The 17,935-nt window shown below is 56.2% G+C and carries 30 protein-coding genes; 13 read left to right on the plus strand and 17 right to left on the minus strand.

Going from position 1 to position 17,935, the window contains the following annotated elements:
- Window positions 1–12 precede the first annotated feature (12 nt).
- A complete protein-coding gene (locus tag SIB56_RS06360) occupies window positions 13–522 on the plus strand; it encodes a hypothetical protein (RefSeq protein WP_413326542.1) in 510 nt (169 codons plus the stop codon).
- A gap of 101 nt (window positions 523–623) precedes the next feature.
- Here SIB56_RS06360 and SIB56_RS06365 read toward each other — a convergent pair whose 3' ends face one another.
- The 5 genes from SIB56_RS06365 to SIB56_RS06385 form a co-directional block, all read right to left on the minus strand.
- Window positions 624–2,087 carry a SagB family peptide dehydrogenase gene (locus tag SIB56_RS06365; protein ID WP_413326544.1) on the minus strand — a complete coding sequence of 488 codons (1,464 nt, stop codon included), beginning with the start codon at window positions 2,085–2,087 and terminating at the stop codon, window positions 624–626.
- A 175-nt stretch (window positions 2,088–2,262) separates the two neighbouring features.
- Complete coding sequence (locus tag SIB56_RS06370) at window positions 2,263–2,487, minus strand: hypothetical protein (protein ID WP_413326547.1); 225 nt, start codon at window positions 2,485–2,487, stop codon at window positions 2,263–2,265.
- Window positions 2,484–2,720: a hypothetical protein gene (locus SIB56_RS06375; protein WP_413326549.1), complete on the minus strand. Its 237-nt coding sequence runs from the start codon at window positions 2,718–2,720 to the stop codon at window positions 2,484–2,486. Before SIB56_RS06375 ends, SIB56_RS06370 begins: the two co-directional genes overlap by 4 nt.
- A gap of 202 nt (window positions 2,721–2,922) precedes the next feature.
- A complete protein-coding gene (locus SIB56_RS06380; RefSeq protein WP_413327175.1) occupies window positions 2,923–3,564 on the minus strand; it encodes an SOS response-associated peptidase in 642 nt (213 codons plus the stop codon).
- A gap of 15 nt (window positions 3,565–3,579) precedes the next feature.
- Entirely contained in the window at window positions 3,580–3,762 is a 183-nt protein-coding gene (locus tag SIB56_RS06385; RefSeq protein WP_413326551.1) for a hypothetical protein, read from the minus strand.
- A gap of 47 nt (window positions 3,763–3,809) precedes the next feature.
- Between SIB56_RS06385 and SIB56_RS06390 the strand changes: the two genes are divergently transcribed.
- On the plus strand, window positions 3,810–3,965 hold the full coding sequence (locus SIB56_RS06390; protein WP_413326553.1) for a hypothetical protein: 156 nt from the start codon (window positions 3,810–3,812) through the stop codon (window positions 3,963–3,965).
- 18 nt (window positions 3,966–3,983) lie between these two features.
- Here SIB56_RS06390 and SIB56_RS06395 read toward each other — a convergent pair whose 3' ends face one another.
- Window positions 3,984–4,505, minus strand: a complete 522-nt coding sequence (locus SIB56_RS06395) for a DoxX family protein (protein WP_413326555.1) — start codon at window positions 4,503–4,505, stop codon at window positions 3,984–3,986.
- A gap of 241 nt (window positions 4,506–4,746) precedes the next feature.
- Window positions 4,747–5,166, minus strand: coding sequence for a nuclear transport factor 2 family protein (locus tag SIB56_RS06400; RefSeq protein ID WP_413326557.1), 420 nt, complete (start codon window positions 5,164–5,166; stop codon window positions 4,747–4,749).
- An 82-nt stretch (window positions 5,167–5,248) separates the two neighbouring features.
- Between SIB56_RS06400 and SIB56_RS06405 the strand changes: the two genes are divergently transcribed.
- Window positions 5,249–5,464 (plus strand): chlorophyll a/b-binding protein, encoded by a 216-nt coding sequence (locus SIB56_RS06405; protein WP_413326559.1) that lies wholly within the window; start codon window positions 5,249–5,251, stop codon window positions 5,462–5,464.
- Here the strand turns inward: SIB56_RS06405 and SIB56_RS06410 are convergent, their stop codons facing one another.
- Window positions 5,465–6,319: an NAD(P)-dependent oxidoreductase gene (locus tag SIB56_RS06410; protein WP_413326561.1), complete on the minus strand. Its 855-nt coding sequence runs from the start codon at window positions 6,317–6,319 to the stop codon at window positions 5,465–5,467. It abuts the gene before it with no gap.
- Between the two features lie 49 nt (window positions 6,320–6,368).
- Window positions 6,369–7,610 carry a glutathione S-transferase gene (locus SIB56_RS06415; protein ID WP_413326563.1) on the minus strand — a complete coding sequence of 414 codons (1,242 nt, stop codon included), beginning with the start codon at window positions 7,608–7,610 and terminating at the stop codon, window positions 6,369–6,371.
- A gap of 54 nt (window positions 7,611–7,664) precedes the next feature.
- Between SIB56_RS06415 and SIB56_RS06420 the strand changes: the two genes are divergently transcribed.
- Entirely contained in the window at window positions 7,665–8,192 is a 528-nt protein-coding gene (locus SIB56_RS06420; protein ID WP_413327177.1) for a hypothetical protein, read from the plus strand.
- Here the strand turns inward: SIB56_RS06420 and SIB56_RS06425 are convergent.
- Entirely contained in the window at window positions 8,119–8,703 is a 585-nt protein-coding gene (locus SIB56_RS06425) for a pyridoxamine 5'-phosphate oxidase family protein (protein ID WP_413326565.1), read from the minus strand. The two genes, SIB56_RS06420 and SIB56_RS06425, sit on opposite strands and share 74 nt — an antisense overlap.
- Window positions 8,693–9,427 carry a peroxiredoxin-like family protein gene (locus SIB56_RS06430; RefSeq protein ID WP_413326568.1) on the minus strand — a complete coding sequence of 245 codons (735 nt, stop codon included), beginning with the start codon at window positions 9,425–9,427 and terminating at the stop codon, window positions 8,693–8,695. The genes SIB56_RS06425 and SIB56_RS06430 overlap by 11 nt, the downstream gene beginning before the upstream one ends.
- Before the next feature lie 186 nt (window positions 9,428–9,613).
- Here SIB56_RS06430 and SIB56_RS06435 point away from each other — a divergent pair, with 186 nt between their 5' ends.
- Both SIB56_RS06435 and SIB56_RS06440 read left to right on the plus strand, forming a co-directional pair.
- The gene (locus tag SIB56_RS06435; protein ID WP_413326570.1) at window positions 9,614–9,880 is read left to right on the plus strand and encodes a hypothetical protein; all 267 of its coding nucleotides are present in this window, start codon (window positions 9,614–9,616) and stop codon (window positions 9,878–9,880) included.
- 124 nt (window positions 9,881–10,004) lie between these two features.
- Entirely contained in the window at window positions 10,005–10,340 is a 336-nt protein-coding gene (locus SIB56_RS06440) for a hypothetical protein (protein WP_413326572.1), read from the plus strand.
- Between the two features lie 167 nt (window positions 10,341–10,507).
- Here SIB56_RS06440 and SIB56_RS06445 read toward each other — a convergent pair whose 3' ends face one another.
- The gene (locus tag SIB56_RS06445) at window positions 10,508–10,726 is read right to left on the minus strand and encodes a hypothetical protein (protein ID WP_413326574.1); all 219 of its coding nucleotides are present in this window, start codon (window positions 10,724–10,726) and stop codon (window positions 10,508–10,510) included.
- A 149-nt stretch (window positions 10,727–10,875) separates the two neighbouring features.
- Here SIB56_RS06445 and SIB56_RS06450 point away from each other — a divergent pair, with 149 nt between their 5' ends.
- Window positions 10,876–11,070 (plus strand): hypothetical protein, encoded by a 195-nt coding sequence (locus SIB56_RS06450; protein ID WP_413326576.1) that lies wholly within the window; start codon window positions 10,876–10,878, stop codon window positions 11,068–11,070.
- A 32-nt stretch (window positions 11,071–11,102) separates the two neighbouring features.
- Here SIB56_RS06450 and SIB56_RS06455 read toward each other — a convergent pair whose 3' ends face one another.
- Window positions 11,103–11,288 carry a hypothetical protein gene (locus SIB56_RS06455; protein ID WP_413326578.1) on the minus strand — a complete coding sequence of 62 codons (186 nt, stop codon included), beginning with the start codon at window positions 11,286–11,288 and terminating at the stop codon, window positions 11,103–11,105.
- A gap of 239 nt (window positions 11,289–11,527) precedes the next feature.
- On the opposite strand from SIB56_RS06455, the gene SIB56_RS06460 reads away from it, so the two are divergent.
- Complete coding sequence (locus SIB56_RS06460; RefSeq protein ID WP_413326580.1) at window positions 11,528–11,776, plus strand: DUF1651 domain-containing protein; 249 nt, start codon at window positions 11,528–11,530, stop codon at window positions 11,774–11,776.
- 39 nt (window positions 11,777–11,815) lie between these two features.
- On the opposite strand, the gene SIB56_RS06465 is transcribed toward SIB56_RS06460, so the two are convergent.
- The gene (locus SIB56_RS06465) at window positions 11,816–12,085 is read right to left on the minus strand and encodes a cupin domain-containing protein (RefSeq protein ID WP_413327179.1); all 270 of its coding nucleotides are present in this window, start codon (window positions 12,083–12,085) and stop codon (window positions 11,816–11,818) included.
- Between the two features lie 121 nt (window positions 12,086–12,206).
- Between SIB56_RS06465 and SIB56_RS06470 the strand changes: the two genes are divergently transcribed.
- Window positions 12,207–13,178, plus strand: coding sequence for a bestrophin family ion channel (locus SIB56_RS06470; protein WP_413326582.1), 972 nt, complete (start codon window positions 12,207–12,209; stop codon window positions 13,176–13,178).
- A gap of 29 nt (window positions 13,179–13,207) precedes the next feature.
- Here the strand turns inward: SIB56_RS06470 and SIB56_RS06475 are convergent, their stop codons facing one another.
- Window positions 13,208–13,462: a hypothetical protein gene (locus tag SIB56_RS06475; RefSeq protein ID WP_413326584.1), complete on the minus strand. Its 255-nt coding sequence runs from the start codon at window positions 13,460–13,462 to the stop codon at window positions 13,208–13,210.
- Window positions 13,463–13,685: 223 nt separating this feature from the next.
- On the opposite strand from SIB56_RS06475, the gene SIB56_RS06480 reads away from it, so the two are divergent.
- Window positions 13,686–14,093 carry a DUF1499 domain-containing protein gene (locus SIB56_RS06480; RefSeq protein ID WP_413326586.1) on the plus strand — a complete coding sequence of 136 codons (408 nt, stop codon included), beginning with the start codon at window positions 13,686–13,688 and terminating at the stop codon, window positions 14,091–14,093.
- Between the two features lie 144 nt (window positions 14,094–14,237).
- The gene (locus tag SIB56_RS06485) at window positions 14,238–14,489 is read left to right on the plus strand and encodes a hypothetical protein (RefSeq protein WP_413326588.1); all 252 of its coding nucleotides are present in this window, start codon (window positions 14,238–14,240) and stop codon (window positions 14,487–14,489) included.
- 212 nt (window positions 14,490–14,701) lie between these two features.
- Here SIB56_RS06485 and SIB56_RS06490 read toward each other — a convergent pair whose 3' ends face one another.
- Window positions 14,702–15,019 carry a hypothetical protein gene (locus SIB56_RS06490; protein ID WP_413326590.1) on the minus strand — a complete coding sequence of 106 codons (318 nt, stop codon included), beginning with the start codon at window positions 15,017–15,019 and terminating at the stop codon, window positions 14,702–14,704.
- A 122-nt stretch (window positions 15,020–15,141) separates the two neighbouring features.
- Here SIB56_RS06490 and SIB56_RS06495 point away from each other — a divergent pair, with 122 nt between their 5' ends.
- A complete protein-coding gene (locus SIB56_RS06495; RefSeq protein ID WP_413326592.1) occupies window positions 15,142–15,372 on the plus strand; it encodes a hypothetical protein in 231 nt (76 codons plus the stop codon).
- 508 nt (window positions 15,373–15,880) lie between these two features.
- Here SIB56_RS06495 and SIB56_RS06500 read toward each other — a convergent pair.
- A complete protein-coding gene (locus SIB56_RS06500; protein WP_413326594.1) occupies window positions 15,881–17,005 on the minus strand; it encodes an NAD(P)-binding protein in 1,125 nt (374 codons plus the stop codon).
- Window positions 17,006–17,433: 428 nt separating this feature from the next.
- On the opposite strand from SIB56_RS06500, the gene SIB56_RS06505 reads away from it, so the two are divergent.
- Window positions 17,434–17,925: a LuxR C-terminal-related transcriptional regulator gene (locus tag SIB56_RS06505; protein ID WP_413326596.1), complete on the plus strand. Its 492-nt coding sequence runs from the start codon at window positions 17,434–17,436 to the stop codon at window positions 17,923–17,925.
- Window positions 17,926–17,935 lie beyond the last annotated feature (10 nt).

Consider the following 17,935-nt stretch of genomic DNA (forward strand, 5'->3'; position numbering starts at 1 on the left):
TGTCTGGGTCCCATGCTGAGAAGCCTGTTCTCGCTGCTGTTTGTCGCCCTTCTGCTGATGGCGCAACCGGCATGGGCGGCAGACCTGCGGCTCACGTCCGTGACGCTGGCACCCTGTGACGCTTCCGACCCCGGATCCCAGCCCAGGGACAGCAACGCACAACGAGGCAACATCTCCAGACCTGAGGGCGCCAGTTGTTACGTCCTCAGCGGAAGCGTGAACAACCCCGGTCGCAACACCGTTGTGGATACGGATGTCTTCGCCCGGATCCTGGATCGGAGCGGCGAGCCGGTGCTTCAGAACCGCACCAGGGTGGGATCGATCGGCGATGTCCTGCCGGGGGATCACCCCTTTGCACTGCGGCTTGCGGTGCCTGCCGGAACACCGGGACCGTTCGAAGTCAAGAATCCCCGCGCGCGCGGCTTCAGCGCACCGGTGCGCAGTCGAGCGGGCGATGACGAAGAGCTGCTGCCTCTGGAGCAGGGTGTGGTGCAGCCTGGAATGGAGGACGAGATCAGCTGATGCTGCGGATCCTGCGAGCCTGTGATGACCAGAAACACCATCAGGCGTCTCCGTCAGGACAGGCTGTAGAGCGTCTTGCTCGCAATGGAGAGCGAATTCATTCAACCAGGATTTCCGATCATGAACTCACCCACGGAACATTCCAGGTGAGTAGGCAGCCCTGATGCCTGTTCGAACAGCTCGCTGCTGCCGAAGCTGAGACCGCAAGGCGCAAGTCCAAGGGCTGTTGCCACCAGATAAAGCTGCTGATAAATCGATCCGACATCCTTGAGAATCAGCGCGTAAGACAAACCCGTCTGTCGGTGCAGGCCTGCCTGTCTCGCATAACGGGACGCCATCACGATGAGCACATCCGGCTGCTGAGCTTGACCCGGCGAAACCGACGCTGCCTGAGGTGCACGACAGGTTGAGGCTGCAGCCAGTTCAAGCATGCGCAGGCAAGGCTCACTCAGATCACTCAGTTTTCCCAGGCAGTGCCTGCCGGAGTCGTAGTGATAGAACCCCGGCTGAAGGCCGTGACAGCGATGCACGCATAAGTACAACTCAATGGAATGAAGTGCACCGGCACTGGCCACTGGCCTCAACAGACCCTCATAGGAACGGGGAAGACCTGGATCGCAGATGATTTCCTCCTTGATGCGCATGGAATGCCAGAGCAAAGCACTCAAAACAGCCGAACTGATTGGCTGGTTTTGATATGTACGGATGGTGTGTCGATCACGAATGACCTGAAAGAAATTCAGGTCGCAATGGATGCTGGATGGTTCTGGGAGAGCAACTGTTTGAAGAATGATTCTCTGATGCTTTGCAGGAAGCTGTTCCTGAATGACAGCAGTCTGGGAAGACTCCATGCGAGACAGATCAATCTCGTGTTCGCGCGTCTGACAGTGAAAAGCGAGATCCCTTGACGTCCAACCAGCCTCAACAGCATGGCGATCAATGTCCGCAACTCCCTGTTCATCACAAAGTCCTGCAACGCCCGATGACAACAGCAGGGAGATCAGATCATCGAAGTGAACGAGAAGATCATCCGGCAAAGCCTGTCTGAGAGACTCCTCGGTGCAGGCTGAAGCGAGCTCTGTAAGCAGAAAAAACAACCGCCGATCAATCAGATGCAAGTTCGCTGATGACAGGGGAGAGCTGATCGAAAGTCCGTCAGAACACGGATAAATACTGGCAAATCTTGAAAATCTGATGCGATAATCTCCGAGTGGAGCACGCCTGAGTCTGAGAGAGTTCTTGACAGGATCGAGTCGAATCGCCGCACTTTTGGAGTTGCCTATTTCTGTTGAAAGCAATCCTTTTGCATACAGACCCTCCAGAACGAAAACAGCATCAGATTTCTCTAAATCCTGCGCACAAGGATCTTTATTGATGGTAAACAGCTCGCAGCAGACACCATTTTCCGATAAAGATTCCAGAAAATTTTTAAAAGAGTCAGTGACGGAATGAAAACGAATAATTCTACGAATTTGATTTAATCGCGCTGCATAGGGAGTCGTGATAATGACATCATCGCCATCCGAGCTGACGTGAACTCCTTCCCGGAATCTGTATCTGACCATGTATCGACCCTAAACCCGGGCCGCAACAGTCGAGGGCAGCTTTGCCAGTTCAGATGAAACAGGAAAAACGCCTGGGCACACCATGCTCACTAGCGATTCAATGCTCAGATTGCCGGACGAATCAACAGATTGGTCAGCTCAGGTATTGATATCTCAGGACAAAAGATTAAACAGGTCAGGCAATATACTTCCAGAATTTTCTGTTGACTGCATATCTCGCCCAGAAATACAGTGTCAGCAGAAATGCACCAAGAAAACCAAGCCCCATCCCCCACATCAGCGTGTCTTCAACGCCAAGAAAATCCATGCAGTGAAAAAATGCACCAGCCATGAAGAATAAAAATCCATAGGCCCGAAAATGCTTAGGCAATTCAAAGGAAGACTGCTTTGTTTCCTTCATTTCTCGTTAGAACCTCTGTTCAGGAAAGCGAACCATGCTCCGGCGACAAGGAGCATTGCCGGAACTCCGGCAAAATAAACACTGAAGTCTGATTTTCCGGCATTGACAATCCAGAAAACTCCCCAGAACCAGGTGATCAGAAAGATCAGATTCAGCAGCAACTTGGAGGAGAATTGTGCGATCAGCACTTCTCCAACGCGACGCTGAAAAGTTGTAGCTTGATTGTTAGCCATAATCATCAGTGCCGACTAAATTTTGATACCCAAATGCTCGCCTGCCGTATCAATTGCTCCCAGATGAAAGTTCCCCTGGGGCGGGAGCCGGAATCAATTGATTCAGCAACGATCATTCCGGCTTGATTCCGGACACCAATCAATCAAGGCCGGGGCGCAGGCAACTACAACTCCAAAGACTTGCACCGAGCGAGCGCGAAGCTCAGCTTTCCAGGCCAGAAAGCAGTGAAAGCTGGCCATCACTCTGCTTGTTAACCACTTCCCATCCACTTGGATCCCATGGCGCCAGCAGTGGCTCGAGAGCTCTCAGCTGCTGACCGTGAACCGGCGCCATCCAGGCTTCCTCCAGTCCCTCCGGAATCACAACAGGCATGCGTTGGTGCAGTGGCCTGACGAGATCATTCGGGGTTGTGGTGAGAATCGTGCAGGTGTCCACTTCACTGCCATCGCCCCCAAGCCAGCGTTCCCAGAGGCCAGCAAGCCAGAAGGAATGCCGGTCAATCCGCCGGATTGCGCGACCTTTTTCGAAGAAGCAACTGGCAGGGAGAAGACAGCGTCGATGGCGCCAGGCCCCTCGGAAACTGGGTTTCTCCGCCACGGTTTCAGCCCTGGCATTGAAGGGTCTCGGCCCCTTGGCAGGATCCTTTTGCCAGCCTGGAATCAGACCCCAGAGCATGAGTGACGCCTCCGGACCGGACTGATCAGACCGAAAAGCCAGCAGTGGTTCTCCCGGAACGATCAGATCTCTCTCCGCATAGCGGTCCTGATGTTCCCGGTCCATCCTGTGCTGCAGCACCGAGGGGAGCTGCTTCAGCGGTGTCGAAAGAGCGAAGCGACCGCACATCTCAGACATCCCTGATCAGGTTTCCTCACGGAAGATACGCTCAAGATCACGTCGGAACTGCTGACTGGTGAGCGGTTTCCCGCCCTGACGACGGCGATTGCGAACCATCAAGGAACTGATCCACCAGATCTGAAGGCCGGCAAAGATACTGCCGAAAAGCAACAGGCTGAGCGTGGGCGCGTCGAGATGAAAAGGCATCAGCGCAGCGATCGATCGAGCAAAATGAAGAACCTCGCCGCTTGTCCATGAAGGAGATCAGCACCTTTGAGCTGATTGCCCGCAATTTCGCTCGTTTCGCTGCGGTGTCCGGTGTGATTGCCCTGGTGATCTGGCTCACCTGGGTGATGCTCGATTTCGAGCACATGCAAAGTGGATTCACACTGCCTCAATCGGTTTATTGAGGCAGCGCGGTGCGAGCTTCAGCTCACACCATCGGCGACAACATCGGTTTTGACTTCCTTGCCGGACTCATCGTCAGCAGCGAAGGCGGCCTCGAGACGATCAGCCTGTGCGCGAGTATCGGGGGAGAATCTGCGGGCGATCAATTCATCCACTGACAGTTGACCCGGACCTACCGCGAGAATTGCTGTGGCGGCAGCGAAGTAGAGACCAAGCAGCTCCAGCAGATAGATATTGAAGCCAGAGGTGATGACTGCGTGATAGATGGCAACGCTCATGGTGCCGAGAATCGCCAGTGAGCCGAAGCGTGTCAGCAGACCGGTGATCAGCAACCAGCTGCCGCCAACTTCGGAAAATGCTGCGATGTAGGACAGCGTGATTGGGAAAGGAAGACCCAGAGGACGCACGAAGGCGTCTGCAAAATTATTGATGTTGGCGAGCTTCTCGTAGCCGTGATGGATCAGGAGCACCCCGGTGAAGACCCGAAGTACAAGGAGGCCTGCGTCTGCAAGGAACGGCCGAGTAAGGATTGCCCTGATCACAGAAATAAAAGATAGTTTACGAAACGTAAATGACTCGCCCCCAATCCGGTGTGACCAAAGAACGGATCAGGGGAAAAATAAGCAGAAATACCCATGCACGGTCGCGAACGCGAAGCACCCGAAACCGCCAAGATGAAGCAACGTTACAAATGCTTGACATGAGCAGCGAGGCTCTCATCACTTTTTTTCTCGGTTTCGGAGCAGCGGCCCTCAGCCTGGCGGTCTGGAAGCTGAGCAGAGCTCAGTCAACAAATCGTTTGTAGAGCCAGCGAACAAATCCACCCACCACCGGCACAGGTTCAAAGGTCGGACCGACGAAATCGAAATAGTCCCTGTGATCCTCAACCTTGCCTTCCGCGTTGAAGCGCAGACGGCTGGTTCCCGGATAAATGAATTCGATGCCCTTGATCTTCAGGCCCATCTCCCATTCCACAAAAGCGATGTCACCCTCCACGGCAATGGCGCCTGGAGTGAGATACACGTCATCACATCTGCGCATCAATCCGTCCTGAGCTTCGATGTAGGCCTTGATGCCCTCTTTCTCCTGGGTGGGGTCCTTGAAGCGAACCTTTTCGTCGTAGAGCTCCCGCCACTGCGACTCCGTTGGCGCGGGCATTCCGTAGGGCTTGGTGAACAGTTCACGCAGACGATCAACGTTCACAGAGAGACCTGGAGAGATCCAGCACACTATTCAGTTTCGGCCGGAGATTGCATAAGCTCCTGAACCGCACCAGCTCCATTCCATGCCAGACCAGCGATATCAATACGAACCACTGGAAGCCTTCGGAGAGAGCCTGACCACGAACCGTCCCTGGAACACCTCGGCTCTCGAGGTCGTGGAGCGGCTGAATGGGCGCACCGCCATGGTGGGCTTCGCTGCGGCGATCATCGGTGAGTTGGTCACCGGCAACGGTCCCGCAGGCCAGGTGGTGGGACTGATCCGCTGGTACCTCAGCTGATCAGCGCCCGGCCGTGAGTTCATGTAGCGCGCAATAGTCGCCGCTATCCAGATCCGTGCCCTCGGCGCTCTCCAGCAGGGTTGCGAGTCCCTGCAGCGCGGAGGCATTGACCCCTGCAAGCTGAGCCTCCCTGAGAAACAGCCGCAGATCCTTGCGAAGCAGGCTGGTGCTGAAATTGGGATCGCCGTACTGGTGCGACAGCATCCGCTTCAGCTTCTTGTCAACTGTTGGCGCGTACAGAGCTGAAGGCCGCAACACCTCCATGAACCGCTCGATCTCGAGGCCTGATGCCTCGACGAGGCGCAGCGCCAGCGAATAGCCGTGGGTCAGGCTGGCGATCAGTTGGTTGAGAGCAAGCTTCGCGGCAGCTCCCGTGCCCACCGGCCCCATCAGCCGCGGCTGTGATGCCAGCGTGCTGAGCCAGCTCAGCTGGGCATCAAACACGCTCTGCTCCCCACCGGCCATCACCAGCAAATCGCCCTGCAATGCCTCCGGTCGACTGCCGAGCACCGGTGCTTCCAGGTAGGCCCCGCCTTGCATTTGCACCTGATCAGCGAGGGCAACACTCTCACTGATCCCCATCGTGCCCATGGGAACGACAGTCCTCCCGTCCAGAGGTCCGAGACTCTTCACCACTTCTGCCGTGACGGGGCCATCCCTGAGCACGGTGAGCACAACCGATGCTCTGTCGAGACTTTCAGTGGGGTGCTTGACCTGCTGAGCTCCTGCTTCCACAAGAGACCCGCAGCGCCTGGAATTGCGATTCCAGACGTTCAACGTGAATCCCCTCTCAAGCAGTCGATGACCGATCGCAGCTCCGAGGAGGCCGGTTCCCAGCAAAGAGAAGGTCGTCATCAGGCTGTCATCGACTCCCCTCCACCTTGCAACAGGCTGCAGGCAGAGCTCAGCTCAGGAAAGGTCGCGGATCCTGGTCGAAGCGGTGCTCGAAGGGAAGTGGCTCCGGCTGCTGATCACCATCCAGCGCGGCGGTCGACTCGAGCGCCTGCCTCAGCGATCGGGCACTCTCCAATGGCATGTCGCGGGGCACGGAGATCCGATCTCGCAGGTAACGCAGAGCCGCAGCCGACCCACTCGCCGGTTTCACAGGCTGTTCCAGGATCAACGCGGAGAGTGCAGCCCTGAGGGGCTGGTCGAAGCGCTCTCCCAGAGGACTGCGGTTCAGCAAGGTGGAGCGATGCCTCAGCACCCGTTCGAGGGCCCGTTCCTGAGCCGACACCGATGCAGCTGATGGCGCCCAGGAACGTTCCAGCGCATCAAGCCCTGCGCCGCTGTCCAGCGCATGGGCCATGCGCTGCTGTACCTCACTGCCATCTGCCCAGCAGCCGCCCATCTGCGGAGGCAGGTCGTGAGCATGGGTGTGCATATCGCTCTGGGTGCCTCGATAGGTGTCCAGTTGTTCCAGTGCTGTCAGCCAGCGATCGATGAGCGGGTGTTCCCTGCGCAGAGCGAAGCCTTTGAAGTAGGCGAGTGAGGCATTCATCCGCTCCACATAAGGAATGAACACCAGGTCGGCGGTGCCCGGAATCGGCCCGTCTGGTGCGTCGGGATCCAGCCAGCGGCCGCCACCGCTGGCGATCGCCTGCTCCAACTGCTCGGCGACCTGCTGGAACTGATCCCGGGCGCGCCGTTCCTGCCTCTCCCCCAGACCCGGACTGCACAGCCAGATGCACCAGGCCCTGAACAGCAGACGCTCCAGGTCTCGCAGACGTCGCACTCTGCGATCAGTCATGGGCGCGCCAACAGACCCGAAGGCTCGCTCCAGTGCCTCAAGGATGCGATCACTCTCGGTGATCAAACGCCCGTCCAGCTCCAGAACGGGCAGCATTCCGGAGGGAACACGTGCCGTGAACCAGGGCTCCTTCGACCCGTAGCAGCGCATGGTCACCTTGCTGATCCGATAGGGGATCCGGCGGAACTCAAGCCAGAGCCAGACTTTCTGGCAGTAGGGACACCAGGCGTGATGGTCGCGGAACAGCGTGACGCGCACTGCTGATTCCGGTTGTCCGAACAGACGCAACGTGGCCTGTGCATTCGCCGGCCCTTCAATCCGCTCCTCAGCGGGCGGAGCCAGGGCTTCCAGTGCAGACCAGCTGAGCGCATCCGCATCGGTTCGGACTTCGTTCATGACATCCACGCAGCACCGCTGCATGATCATCGCCAGAGCGGATCTCCCGTGGACATGCAGCACAGCCAACTACTGGATCTCGAAAAACAGGCTCGACGCAATGGTTCAGGACTTGGCCCCAGCGACATCGAGGGGTGCTGGCAGCTCAACACCGTCTGGCCCAAGGGACAAAGCGAAGCCAGTGCCTTCAATGGCTGGCTGCTGCGCAGCATCGGTGCCTGCCTTGAAATCAGCGGAGGGTCTGACGATGCACTACAGCTGCGCAATGCCGTGACCCTGGCAGGACTGACCCTCCAGTTCACAGGCCCGGGCGCACTGAGTGGACGCCAACCACTGCTGAAGTTCCGTTTTGAACAGGTGGAACTGCGGCTCGGCGGTTTCACCTTGCTGAAGCGAAGGCTGCCGGCACCGGAAAACGGCAAGGAGCCGTTTTTTGCGCTGGTCAGCCGCAGCCCCGAGGGATGGATGGCTGCACGGGGAAGGGGTGGTGGGCTGGCGCTCTGGACAATCAGGGATTCAGACGCTGTTCCGCCCAGCCCTCCTGACGTGTCCAGCACCGGCGAAGGTGAGGATGGGGCTTGAGGTCGAGCTGCTCGACACGATCCAGGGCGATGCGCATGATCAGCAGGTGAGCGGAGACCGGCTGCGCATCGGCCACCTCCTGCGGCCAGGGTCCCTGCGAATCGAAGGGCTCTCCGGGAGAAGGCCAGGCCCAGACCATGCGCCCTGACGGTGACAGGCGTTGCCAATGATCGAGCAATGCCTCCGGTTCCTCTTCAGCACTGACTAGTACAGCCGATCCACGCAGCCGGAACTGCTCTCTGGCCTTGCGGAACAACCAGCAGAGTTCAACCCCTGGCTGAGTGAGCAGCTCCGCAGGCTTGTCACTGCGCACGTCAGTGAGCAGCTCCAGTTCCCCGGCAGAACTCCAGCCACGGAACACCAGGGTGCGCACTCTGGGAGTGCCGTCAGCAGAGACAGTGGCCAGCTGCAGCCAGGTGGCACCTGGAGAGCGGCCCTCACGCTGGCGGGCGCCACGCAACAGAGAGCGCCATGGAGGGAGACTCATCGGCGTTTCTGAATCAGTCGGCATGATTCAGCCAGGGATCAAGAAACGCAAGTGGGCGCTGCATCGTTGCCGAGAAACCCAGGATGCCGCGATCTCGGTAGACGTACAGCAGGGAATCGTCGCTGTCGAGAAGGAATGTTCCTCCCCGCTGCGTGATGAAGCGATCATCCGGCACGTAGGTGCTCCAGTTCCGGAGCACCTCATTCATGTTGCGCAGCCGCACGGTGGCCAGCTCAAACGGCCTCTGAAAACCTTCGCCGCCGGCCCGGCGAAACAGTCCGGCTGGAATCGGAGGCAACACACCGGTCGAGACGACTTCATCATCACCGAAGCGTTGCGGAGCCGAACGGTCGCCGGTGTAGCCACGCAAGACCTCTGAGAGAGTTCCGGGAGAACCGATGCCGGCACACATCAGCAGCAATGATGGCCAGGGTCCTCCCGGAGCCTGCAATCCGGGGGACAGATCAAGGGCCTGATGCAGGCGAGCGTCCGGTTCAACCTGAAGCAACTCAGACGGCATCCCGGTGAACGCGCAGAAGCGGTCAGCTCCGGCCTGATCACCGATGGCAATCGCCAGAAGGCGGATGCCTGCCTGTTCAAGCCTGGGTAGCTCAGGGACAAGAGCCTGGGCATATTCCATCGAATCGAAATCGCCAAGCTGAGTCAGCAGCACAATCAGGCGTTTTGAACCTGCTGCCATCGCTGGCAGGTCAGCAATGCGACTCAAAAGAGCTTCGGGTGTTTGCATGATCCTGTTGACAACCCGGTGGACAGGAAATTCCGTTGTCGACGCCAGCATGGCCGGCACAGAGACGAATTGCTGACAACAGCCCCCGCCGTCGCGGCTGTTGCCTGGGCGGTCATCTTCACCCCGACCGAACTGTCACGGCGGAACAGACCGACTTAATTTCATTCACCTGTTGAGAGATGAGCCATGCAGGAGATTCCAGGTGCTGTCAGTTTCAAGGAATTGTCCAGCCTTCTCAAAGCAGCAGGTTCTGCAGCGGCTGCGGAGGAGGGATCAGCTGCGGAGGCAGTGAACTTCGACTGGGCAGATCGTGTCAGCGCACTTCTTAAGGAGGTTGAACGGTCATCCTCCGCAGCCGCGGAAGGAAAAACCGTTGAACAGGTCATGGCCCTTGGATCGTTCAGGACCCATCTCATGCTGGGCTTACAAGCTCTCAGGGCCGCCGACATCTGATCAGAGACGCCTCGAGAACCCGTCCGAACAGGTGGGTCTTTTGATTGTCATGCCGCGGGCATTCATCTGATGGGCGACCGGAATCAACAGAAAAAGATGACTGCCAAACCGAGACAGATGAAGCTTGCCGAGAAGCCCTGAGCAGTGCAGCGTGGGAACAAGTCAGACATCGCTGACCATGGGAAGGGTCCAGAGGTTGGCAGCTCAACGGCAGGTCACGCCGTACGAGCTGTCGCGCAACATTCTTCAGGAGGCTGGCTACGGGATCACACGCAGGGAGGAGAAAACCGCGGCCGGGCATCGGGGCTATGACGTGGTCTTTCCCTGCACGATTGATGGTCGGCCCTATCAGAAAATGATGAGGCGATCCTGGCTGATCGAAATGGCTGAACTGGTGCTGGAAGGATTCAAGCCAGAGGAGATCGCGAACAACTACTTCAAACGAGACTTTGATTCATAAACGCATAATTGCAAATTAAAAGCGTGACTCTTCGGTGAGAGTTCAAAACAAAGCAGCTGTTTCGATGAATTCAAAACAGATCATGACTGAATCCCGCCTTAGAATGCATGTATCGCATCCTTGAGGCATGTGATCCAGCAAAGTCAACAACTGATTGAGACAGGGCATCAGATCGAAGACCCGTTACAGACTTTCACTCCCAGTGCACGCCTCTCTGCAAATGACATTTTCTGAACATTGCTCTCACGAATCACTTCATCAACACAGTGATTGAAATATCTCGCCTGATTGGCCATCGGAGAAATCTGGATCGCTCCATAAATCACTGCAAAAACCAGAAGCACCGGGTAGAGGTGTGCATTGATCAGCTCTCTAGCCTGAGACATTGGTGCATTCATCACTGTTTGCGCATTAGCAACAAAATCATTGTCACGTCAAGCCGAAAGATGCTCCCGAAAGAACAGGGAAAAGGGCGACAAGGACGCGTCAAACTGCCTGCCGATGTGAGCAAATCGCAAAACTGCTCTCAGCTCCCTTGTGTCGCACCAAAGAACCGGGTTTGATGGTGAAGTGTCACCCGGGAGCCCCCGCCGTGATCGGTCAGACCAGGATTTACTGCCAGCAGGGAAAGGATTTCCTCCTCGTTGAGGTTCCATCACAGGATGCACCGCTGCAGATCAGAGAACTCACGGATCAGGGCTGGGAAATCGAAGCTGAAATCCCTGTATGAAACTCAGGTTGCAGGCAAGCGATCCGCAGGCATCAATCAGATCGACCGGTGTCGTTGTCGTCGAATTTCTGCACAGCTGAATCAATCAGACCCTGAGTGTCTGTGTTGATCGAGGCCACGACGAAAAACACAATTGACAACAGGCCTGCAGCGGCAATCACAACAACACTGAGATTGCTCATCTCAAGATTGCCGTAACGGAAAGCCAGATAAATCATTGTCGGCGCGAAAACTCAGGCATGAATGGACCTGAGCCCATCCAACAGCTCATCAATCTAGGCGTGAGCAACAAGGGCACACCGCGCATCCTCAGGACACGACAGCCATGCGTTGACACATCTGTACTACCCAACTAGAACAGGCGTACCAGCAGAGGATTCATGGCTCCCAGCTCCCCTTATGCAGCGTTCAAAGCCGAGGAGTGGATGCGTGCGTCCCTGATCACCCCCCGGAAACGATGCCCCGCCAAGGTTGGATCCAGGATCCCAGCACCCAGGAAACGAAACGGTTCCATGCCGACGAAAAAAGCCGGATCCGCGACCAGAAGGTGTTCGTGGATTCAGGGCGATCTTTTCCAGATCGGCCGCCCCTGCTGACCACGCGTGTGCATCTCAGCAAGGACACAGCCGAACGCCTCTGGGTTGAACTTCTCCGGGTCGGCTGGCATCCCTGCAGACCTCAGTGGGCCGCAGACGCTGACTTCTGAAAAGGAAATCGACCCCTCTCAGCGGAGCTGCATGAACCCTCAACCGAACTGGTAATGCTTGCGCACAGGCTGATGAACCTTCCAGATGCATGACAGTCCGGCCGGGAATTCGACGAGGTCACCCGCACCGAATCGAACCGGCTCCCCCTGCTCAGGTGTCACCGTCACATCACCCTCAAGCAGCAAACAGGTTTCCCGCTGGTCGTAGTGCCAGGGGAAGGTACTGATTTCACAGGCCCAGACCGGCCAGTCGCGAGCACCCAGGGCCAGGATCACACTCTCCGGGCAGTTGGCGGTCACACAGATCATCGCGGCGTCGGTCGCGGCAACAGAAAACCATGATTGCGCGCCGCAGGTCCCACCCCGAAAGCTCCCTGATCTCAACTCCATGCAATCAATGCCGTGGAGATGAACGCCCCCGTGGCCGGAGATGATCAGAGCTGTGATCGAGTCTTTGCAGCAGCAATCCATGATCGACTCAGGCGACTACGGCTATCCGCCCAGTACACGACGGCAGGACTACGCCCTGGTCTTGCTGCAGCTGCTCTGGAGAATGCGCTTCGACCTGCTGGTGCTGCTGCTGGTGACGGTTCTTATTCATAACGACTGGATTCCCCGCAGCTGGACGGCCAATGAAAGCGCGGTTCGGATCATGGGCATCGCGGCATCGATCTTTCTCGGCTTTCGCAACACCCAGGCGATCGGACGCTGGTGGGAAGCCCGCAAACTTTGGGGCACGATTGTGAACGTGAGTCGAAGCTGGGCGGACTCACTGCGAGCTCATCTCGACAGCAGCAGGCCTCACGGACGCCAGGAACGCAAGCTGCTGCGTCTGCAGGTGGCCATCGTGTGGCAGCTGAACTTCCAGCTGCGCAACTTCTGGAAAAGGGACCTCAGAGACCTGCAGGATCAGTTGCTGAGCGATCTGCGGCTACCCGCGACCACCAATCTCAGGCAGCTTGGACAACAAAGAGGCGTCTGGATCGGCGATCTCCATAGACAAGGACTGATCGACGGATTCGGACGCATGCAGCTGATGGACGTCGGAAACACCTGCACCGACGCCATCGGCGGGTTGGAGCGAATCCGCAACACACCTCTTCCTGCGTCCTACGAGGTGTTTGTGAGACTTCTCAACTGGCTGTTCGTTCTCTTGATGCTGTTGTACTTCCACGACCTGGGTCCTGACTCGCAGAGTCGTTTTGGAAGTGTGGTGATCGTGCTGCTGTTCCTGATGGCCGAACGCATCGGAGCCTATGTGGAGGGTCCGTTTGACGCAGACTGCAGCAGCTTCTCACTGCCCCTGGACTCGATCTGCCTGACGATCAGTCACGACCTGCTCGATCGCGAGACGGATCATGTGCAACATCTCAGATCAAACGATCCGGTGCGCTGGACCTGATTGAGGCGAAGCAATCATGCTGGACACAATCATGTTACGCCCAGATATTGATTGCTGAATTCCCAGGCAACAGAACAACGATACTGATAATTGATGCCCGCAATTCCAATTCTTTTGCATGACGCATCTGTGATTGCAGCACCCTCAGGAACTTTTGTTAAAAGCTTGTTGATTGTTAATTCTCGGTTTCGCCCTGTGGCTGAAATGGATAAATCATTTGCAAAAGCCTCAGATCCGAATCCAAGAAGCAACAGGCTGAACAGAATTGTGATCAGGATTCTCATGACCAAGAAGACTGCTTTACAAGCTTTAGCTCCAAACCCAAAAAACGGCAAATTGTTTTACACAATCTGAACTACAAAGGTTTGAAATGGATCAATCCTTTGCATGGAACGTTCGAGACGCCGCAACCATCATTTCGCTTGTCGAGGCGTCAGTGAACAATCATGAGCAATCATCACTACCAAGGCCTCATAAGATGAGCGGAGGCCTGAACTTCTGATCAGCATGCCAGCGTTTCTGCTTCAGATCACCATCCCGCTCCTGCTGGGCCTGTTCCACTTCATCGGGCCGGTTCCTGCCGACCTTGGAGCTGATGGAGGGCACCTGAGTCCATGTGCAAGTCCTGCCCACTGCGCAAGCGCAACATGGCAGGTTGCCGACTCCAGCGTTGCCCTGGATCAGCTTTCCGAAGTGATCAAGACCACGCCCCGAACCGAAATCGTCACTCAGCGCGACAACTACCTTCATGCCACCTACAGCAGCAGAATCTTTGGTTTCGTTGATGATCTTGAACTGGCAGCGAACAACGACGTCACTCTGGAGGCACGCTCCATCTCGCGTCTCGGTGAATCTGATCTTGGCGTGAATGCACAACGCCTTGAAAATCTGAGCAAATCGATCAACATTCAGTGAAATTATTTCTTCACATCGAAAGCTGACCGGGATCCATCATTGAACTCCGCTCATCAGATGCGATTCTCTGGAAGCAACATGCAATGAACTTACTGTTCAGATGATTCAAACAATCAAAAGCCAGGCAGACGATCTCAGCCAGCAATGAATCCTTCAAGCATCCGCAGATTCATCCTCACTCTGATCACTGGATACCTTGCAATTTTCGGTGTTCAGCGACTTCCCTACGAATTCGAGAATCAGTGGCTTGTGCTGATTCCAATGCTGATCGCTGTGTACATCATCACCGTATGGCTGGATAGCGTTTTTTTCGACAACACACCCAAATCAGCGAACACTGAGGCCAATAACAAACCACATCAACCACGACCCTCCAAAAAGGGGTTCGGCGACTGAGCGCACTTTTCAGGTAATGCCAACTTTCTGTTTCTGAACATCAGAGAAACCACACGATCTCCAATCAACCCGGATGCACAGACTTCCTGGGCTAATGATTTGGTGTCGATGCACACGCCCGAATCACGCTGAAGACGAGATTCTTCTGGTGTCTCCCTGCCATGGGCGGCACGACGAGAAAAGCTTGAGGCAGAGCTGGCACTCTGCCTTTTTCATGGACGGCATACAAATACATTCAGAACCCTGCCCTCATCCGTGCTGCGCGTTCCAACCCTGTGACAGTGAGCTTCTGCTGGAGGTGTTCTTGCACCGATGTGAATCGAGTAGTCGGCCTTGACGCCACTGACAAGAGCAATGCTGAATGCCGTGAGAAAGAACAGAACTGCAAGCAACCTGCGCATCGCCTTGGTTGAAAGAACAAGTCTGGGCAGTGGCCAATCAATCCGTGGCGAGCCATCCGAACTGGAAAGCTCCCGGTCTCGCCTCCGGGAACCATTCCAGCCCCATGCCCACACAGAGATTGACGCCATTTCATCGTCTCCGAATCCGCCGTTAGGAGGATTTCCCTGCGACTGATCGGAAACTTTTCTGAAGCCACTTGACCCGCCACACTGTTCCCGTTTAGTACAGATGTACTAATGCATGATGGTCAATGGAAGAGTGGGGCTACATCGACGCAAATGAGCTTCAAAACTGGAAGGGGGCCAGGATCTGTCTCACCTGCCAGCATTTCGCCTACGGGGTGGATGGTCACTGCCGAACGATGGTGGCCTGCAACCTCAGGCAGCAACTGCTCAGGCAGGGCGAACATCTCACCAAGCGCTGCCGACACTGGTCTCCCACCTGGCAAGACACCGCAGGCTGGGCACCGGAATACGGTTGATGCTGCTGAGCAGAGCAAGAACAGCTGACAACAGCGCAAGCAATGGTGATCAGTGCTGCAGGAGTGAAACTCTCAGCAATGATCAATCCGTTTTGAATGACTGATCCTCAAGGATTGCAATATTTCCGATTTCACCAACAAATATCGTCCAAAAATTCGCAGACCAGGTCAACCGTTAAGGAGATATCAAACCGCAGAGCAGCATTCCGCTTCAGCGGCAGGCATAAACGGAGTGATGCGTTCCTGGGAACGGCTTCGTCTGATTGACCATCTGCGTCAGACGTCGACGCAAAGCCACGCAGTCCTGGCACTGGCACGGCTCGTCATCGTGAACACTGGAATGAACCCGGACAGGCTGAAATCGGCTGCTCATGGGAAACGACCTTTTCTCTGTTGTGACGCGCTGCTCGGATTCCGGCCAGCGGTTATCACAATCCTGTGATGATTTGCTCGACGCAACCTGGAGGAGGGGGGGGGGGGAGAAAGGCTCTTTCGAGGTGGTCGAGATTCAGGAATCAATTGACTCGGCCAGATCAAGAGCGCTCTGAAGAGCCCCCTCAGCCATTCCAAAGCCGTGACCTGCGATCCAGTCACCACAGAAACCCACATTGGCCTGTGGGCACCACTGCAGTGTCGTCGGCATTCCCTGCTCCAGGGGCTGAGCAGCCCCCCAGCGCATCACACCAAGAGAACGAGCATCGGGAACCATCCGCTGCAGGGCAGGCCAGGGGCGAAGCAGCTCAGGCAACACGCTCAGCAATCGCTGTTCCTGAGCTTTCAGCAACTCCGGCTGTGTTTCGGGGGTGATCGGCACTCCATCATCAAGGCCATGTATCACCAGGCCGATGCGATTGCACTGCTGCACCTGAATCACCATGCGCTCCACTCCGAAATGACTCTGCGCTCGTGGCGTCAGCCAGATCTGCCGCGGCAGTCGATCGTGCTCAGCCGCAGGAAACTCAAGCATCAGATTCCAGCGGATGCTCGCATTGAGTTCGGCGATCCATTCAAGCGCTGCATCAAGGACAGGATCGTGGCCCTCGGGAACGGCCTGTCGCAATGGAACGTCCCTCCAGCCAAGCATCGCCAGTGAGCGTGGATGGGCGAGCAGTGTGCCACTGAGTATGAGTTTTGCCGCATGCACTCCTCCGGTAAGCAGCCAGCATCCATCAACTTTTGAAAGCGACTGAATCCGCTCTCCGAAGCCGACATCAACACCCTCAGCACCATCGGACAGCAATATCTCAGCCACCGAAGCCATGTTTGGGACCCCTCGCCATCGAGGCCCCTGCAGCAGTGGATGCTCTGGAGCTTCAACAGCAGTACCGAGGTGGTCCAGGCCGACAACAGGATCATCGTCAACACGAACGACCCCTCGTTGCTGAAGCGAAGTCATCAGCTCGAGCAGCTGACCACGGGGTGCAGCATGGAAACTCAACGTTGGAGATCCGTGGTCCAGCCGCCAGAGGGGGTCATCGCGTCGACGCCTTGTGGCACAACGACCACCGGGCCCGCGGCCTGCCTCCAGGATCTGAATGGTTCCCTGCCAGTCCCTTCTCCTCAGAGCAGCCACAAGGGCGCAACCGGACAGTCCAGCTCCGATCACAGCAAGATCGACATCCTTGCCAGGCATGGAATCCGATGAAGAGAACCCGAGTCTGAACGAGCGAACAAAAAAGACGGGTGGCGGCCCGTCTCAACTCTCCCCAAGCGCTTTCCGTAGCAGAACTCCAAGCAGACTACTTATCGCGTGGATCGGTTAACAGCGCCGTAGGAATCGATACTCAAAAACATCAGATCAATGACTGATTGATAATTTAAGAAAAGCCTTCACAGGTCTCCGTGAAAATTCTTCTCAACGAGAGCTTTGACGAATGGCAGAAGATCATTAACCAATCAGACTGGGGGCACAAGATCCTGATCTGCTGTGGACACAAGCCGACAGCGATATCAATAGCAACGCTTTTTGCCATTGATCCGGAGTCAAAAACTCAACATCTTGTTGGAGTCTGCACATCGCAAAGTGAATGCCTGGAGTTAATTCAGATCTCGCAAGATCCCTTGTTGATCTTCATCAGTGGCCGGCTTGACGACGGTTCCGGCACAGGGCTAGTGAATGCAATCCATGACCAGGCTTTGGCCGCATCCGGAGGTCATCACATCACCGTGCTGACTCTCAACACAGTCAACCCCTCATCACTCAAGGAAGCACTCGATTCACCGGCAAACATCATATTGACTCAGCGCGGCTTCGAGACATTCACGATTCATCATGTCCTCCACTCAGTGAAGAGTAAAATCAATTACGTCGATCCTCTGATCCACCACATTCTCGACCCAAGTCGTTTCAAAAAAAGCGATCTCCTTTCCAAACGAGAGCTGGATGTTCTCGAGCTGGTCTGCGACGGCATGACCAATCATGAAATCGGGCAGGAACTCCACATTGCCGATGTCACAGCTCGGCAGCATGTCCAGGCAGTGATCAGAAAGCTGCATGCGAGGAACAGAACCGACAGCGCCGTCAAGGCGATCAGAGAGGAACTCGTCGAATGAGGGACTGCGC

This window comes from Synechococcus sp. MIT S9503 (genome assembly GCF_047304175.1).
Lineage (GTDB): Bacteria > Cyanobacteriota > Cyanobacteriia > PCC-6307 > Cyanobiaceae > Synechococcus_C.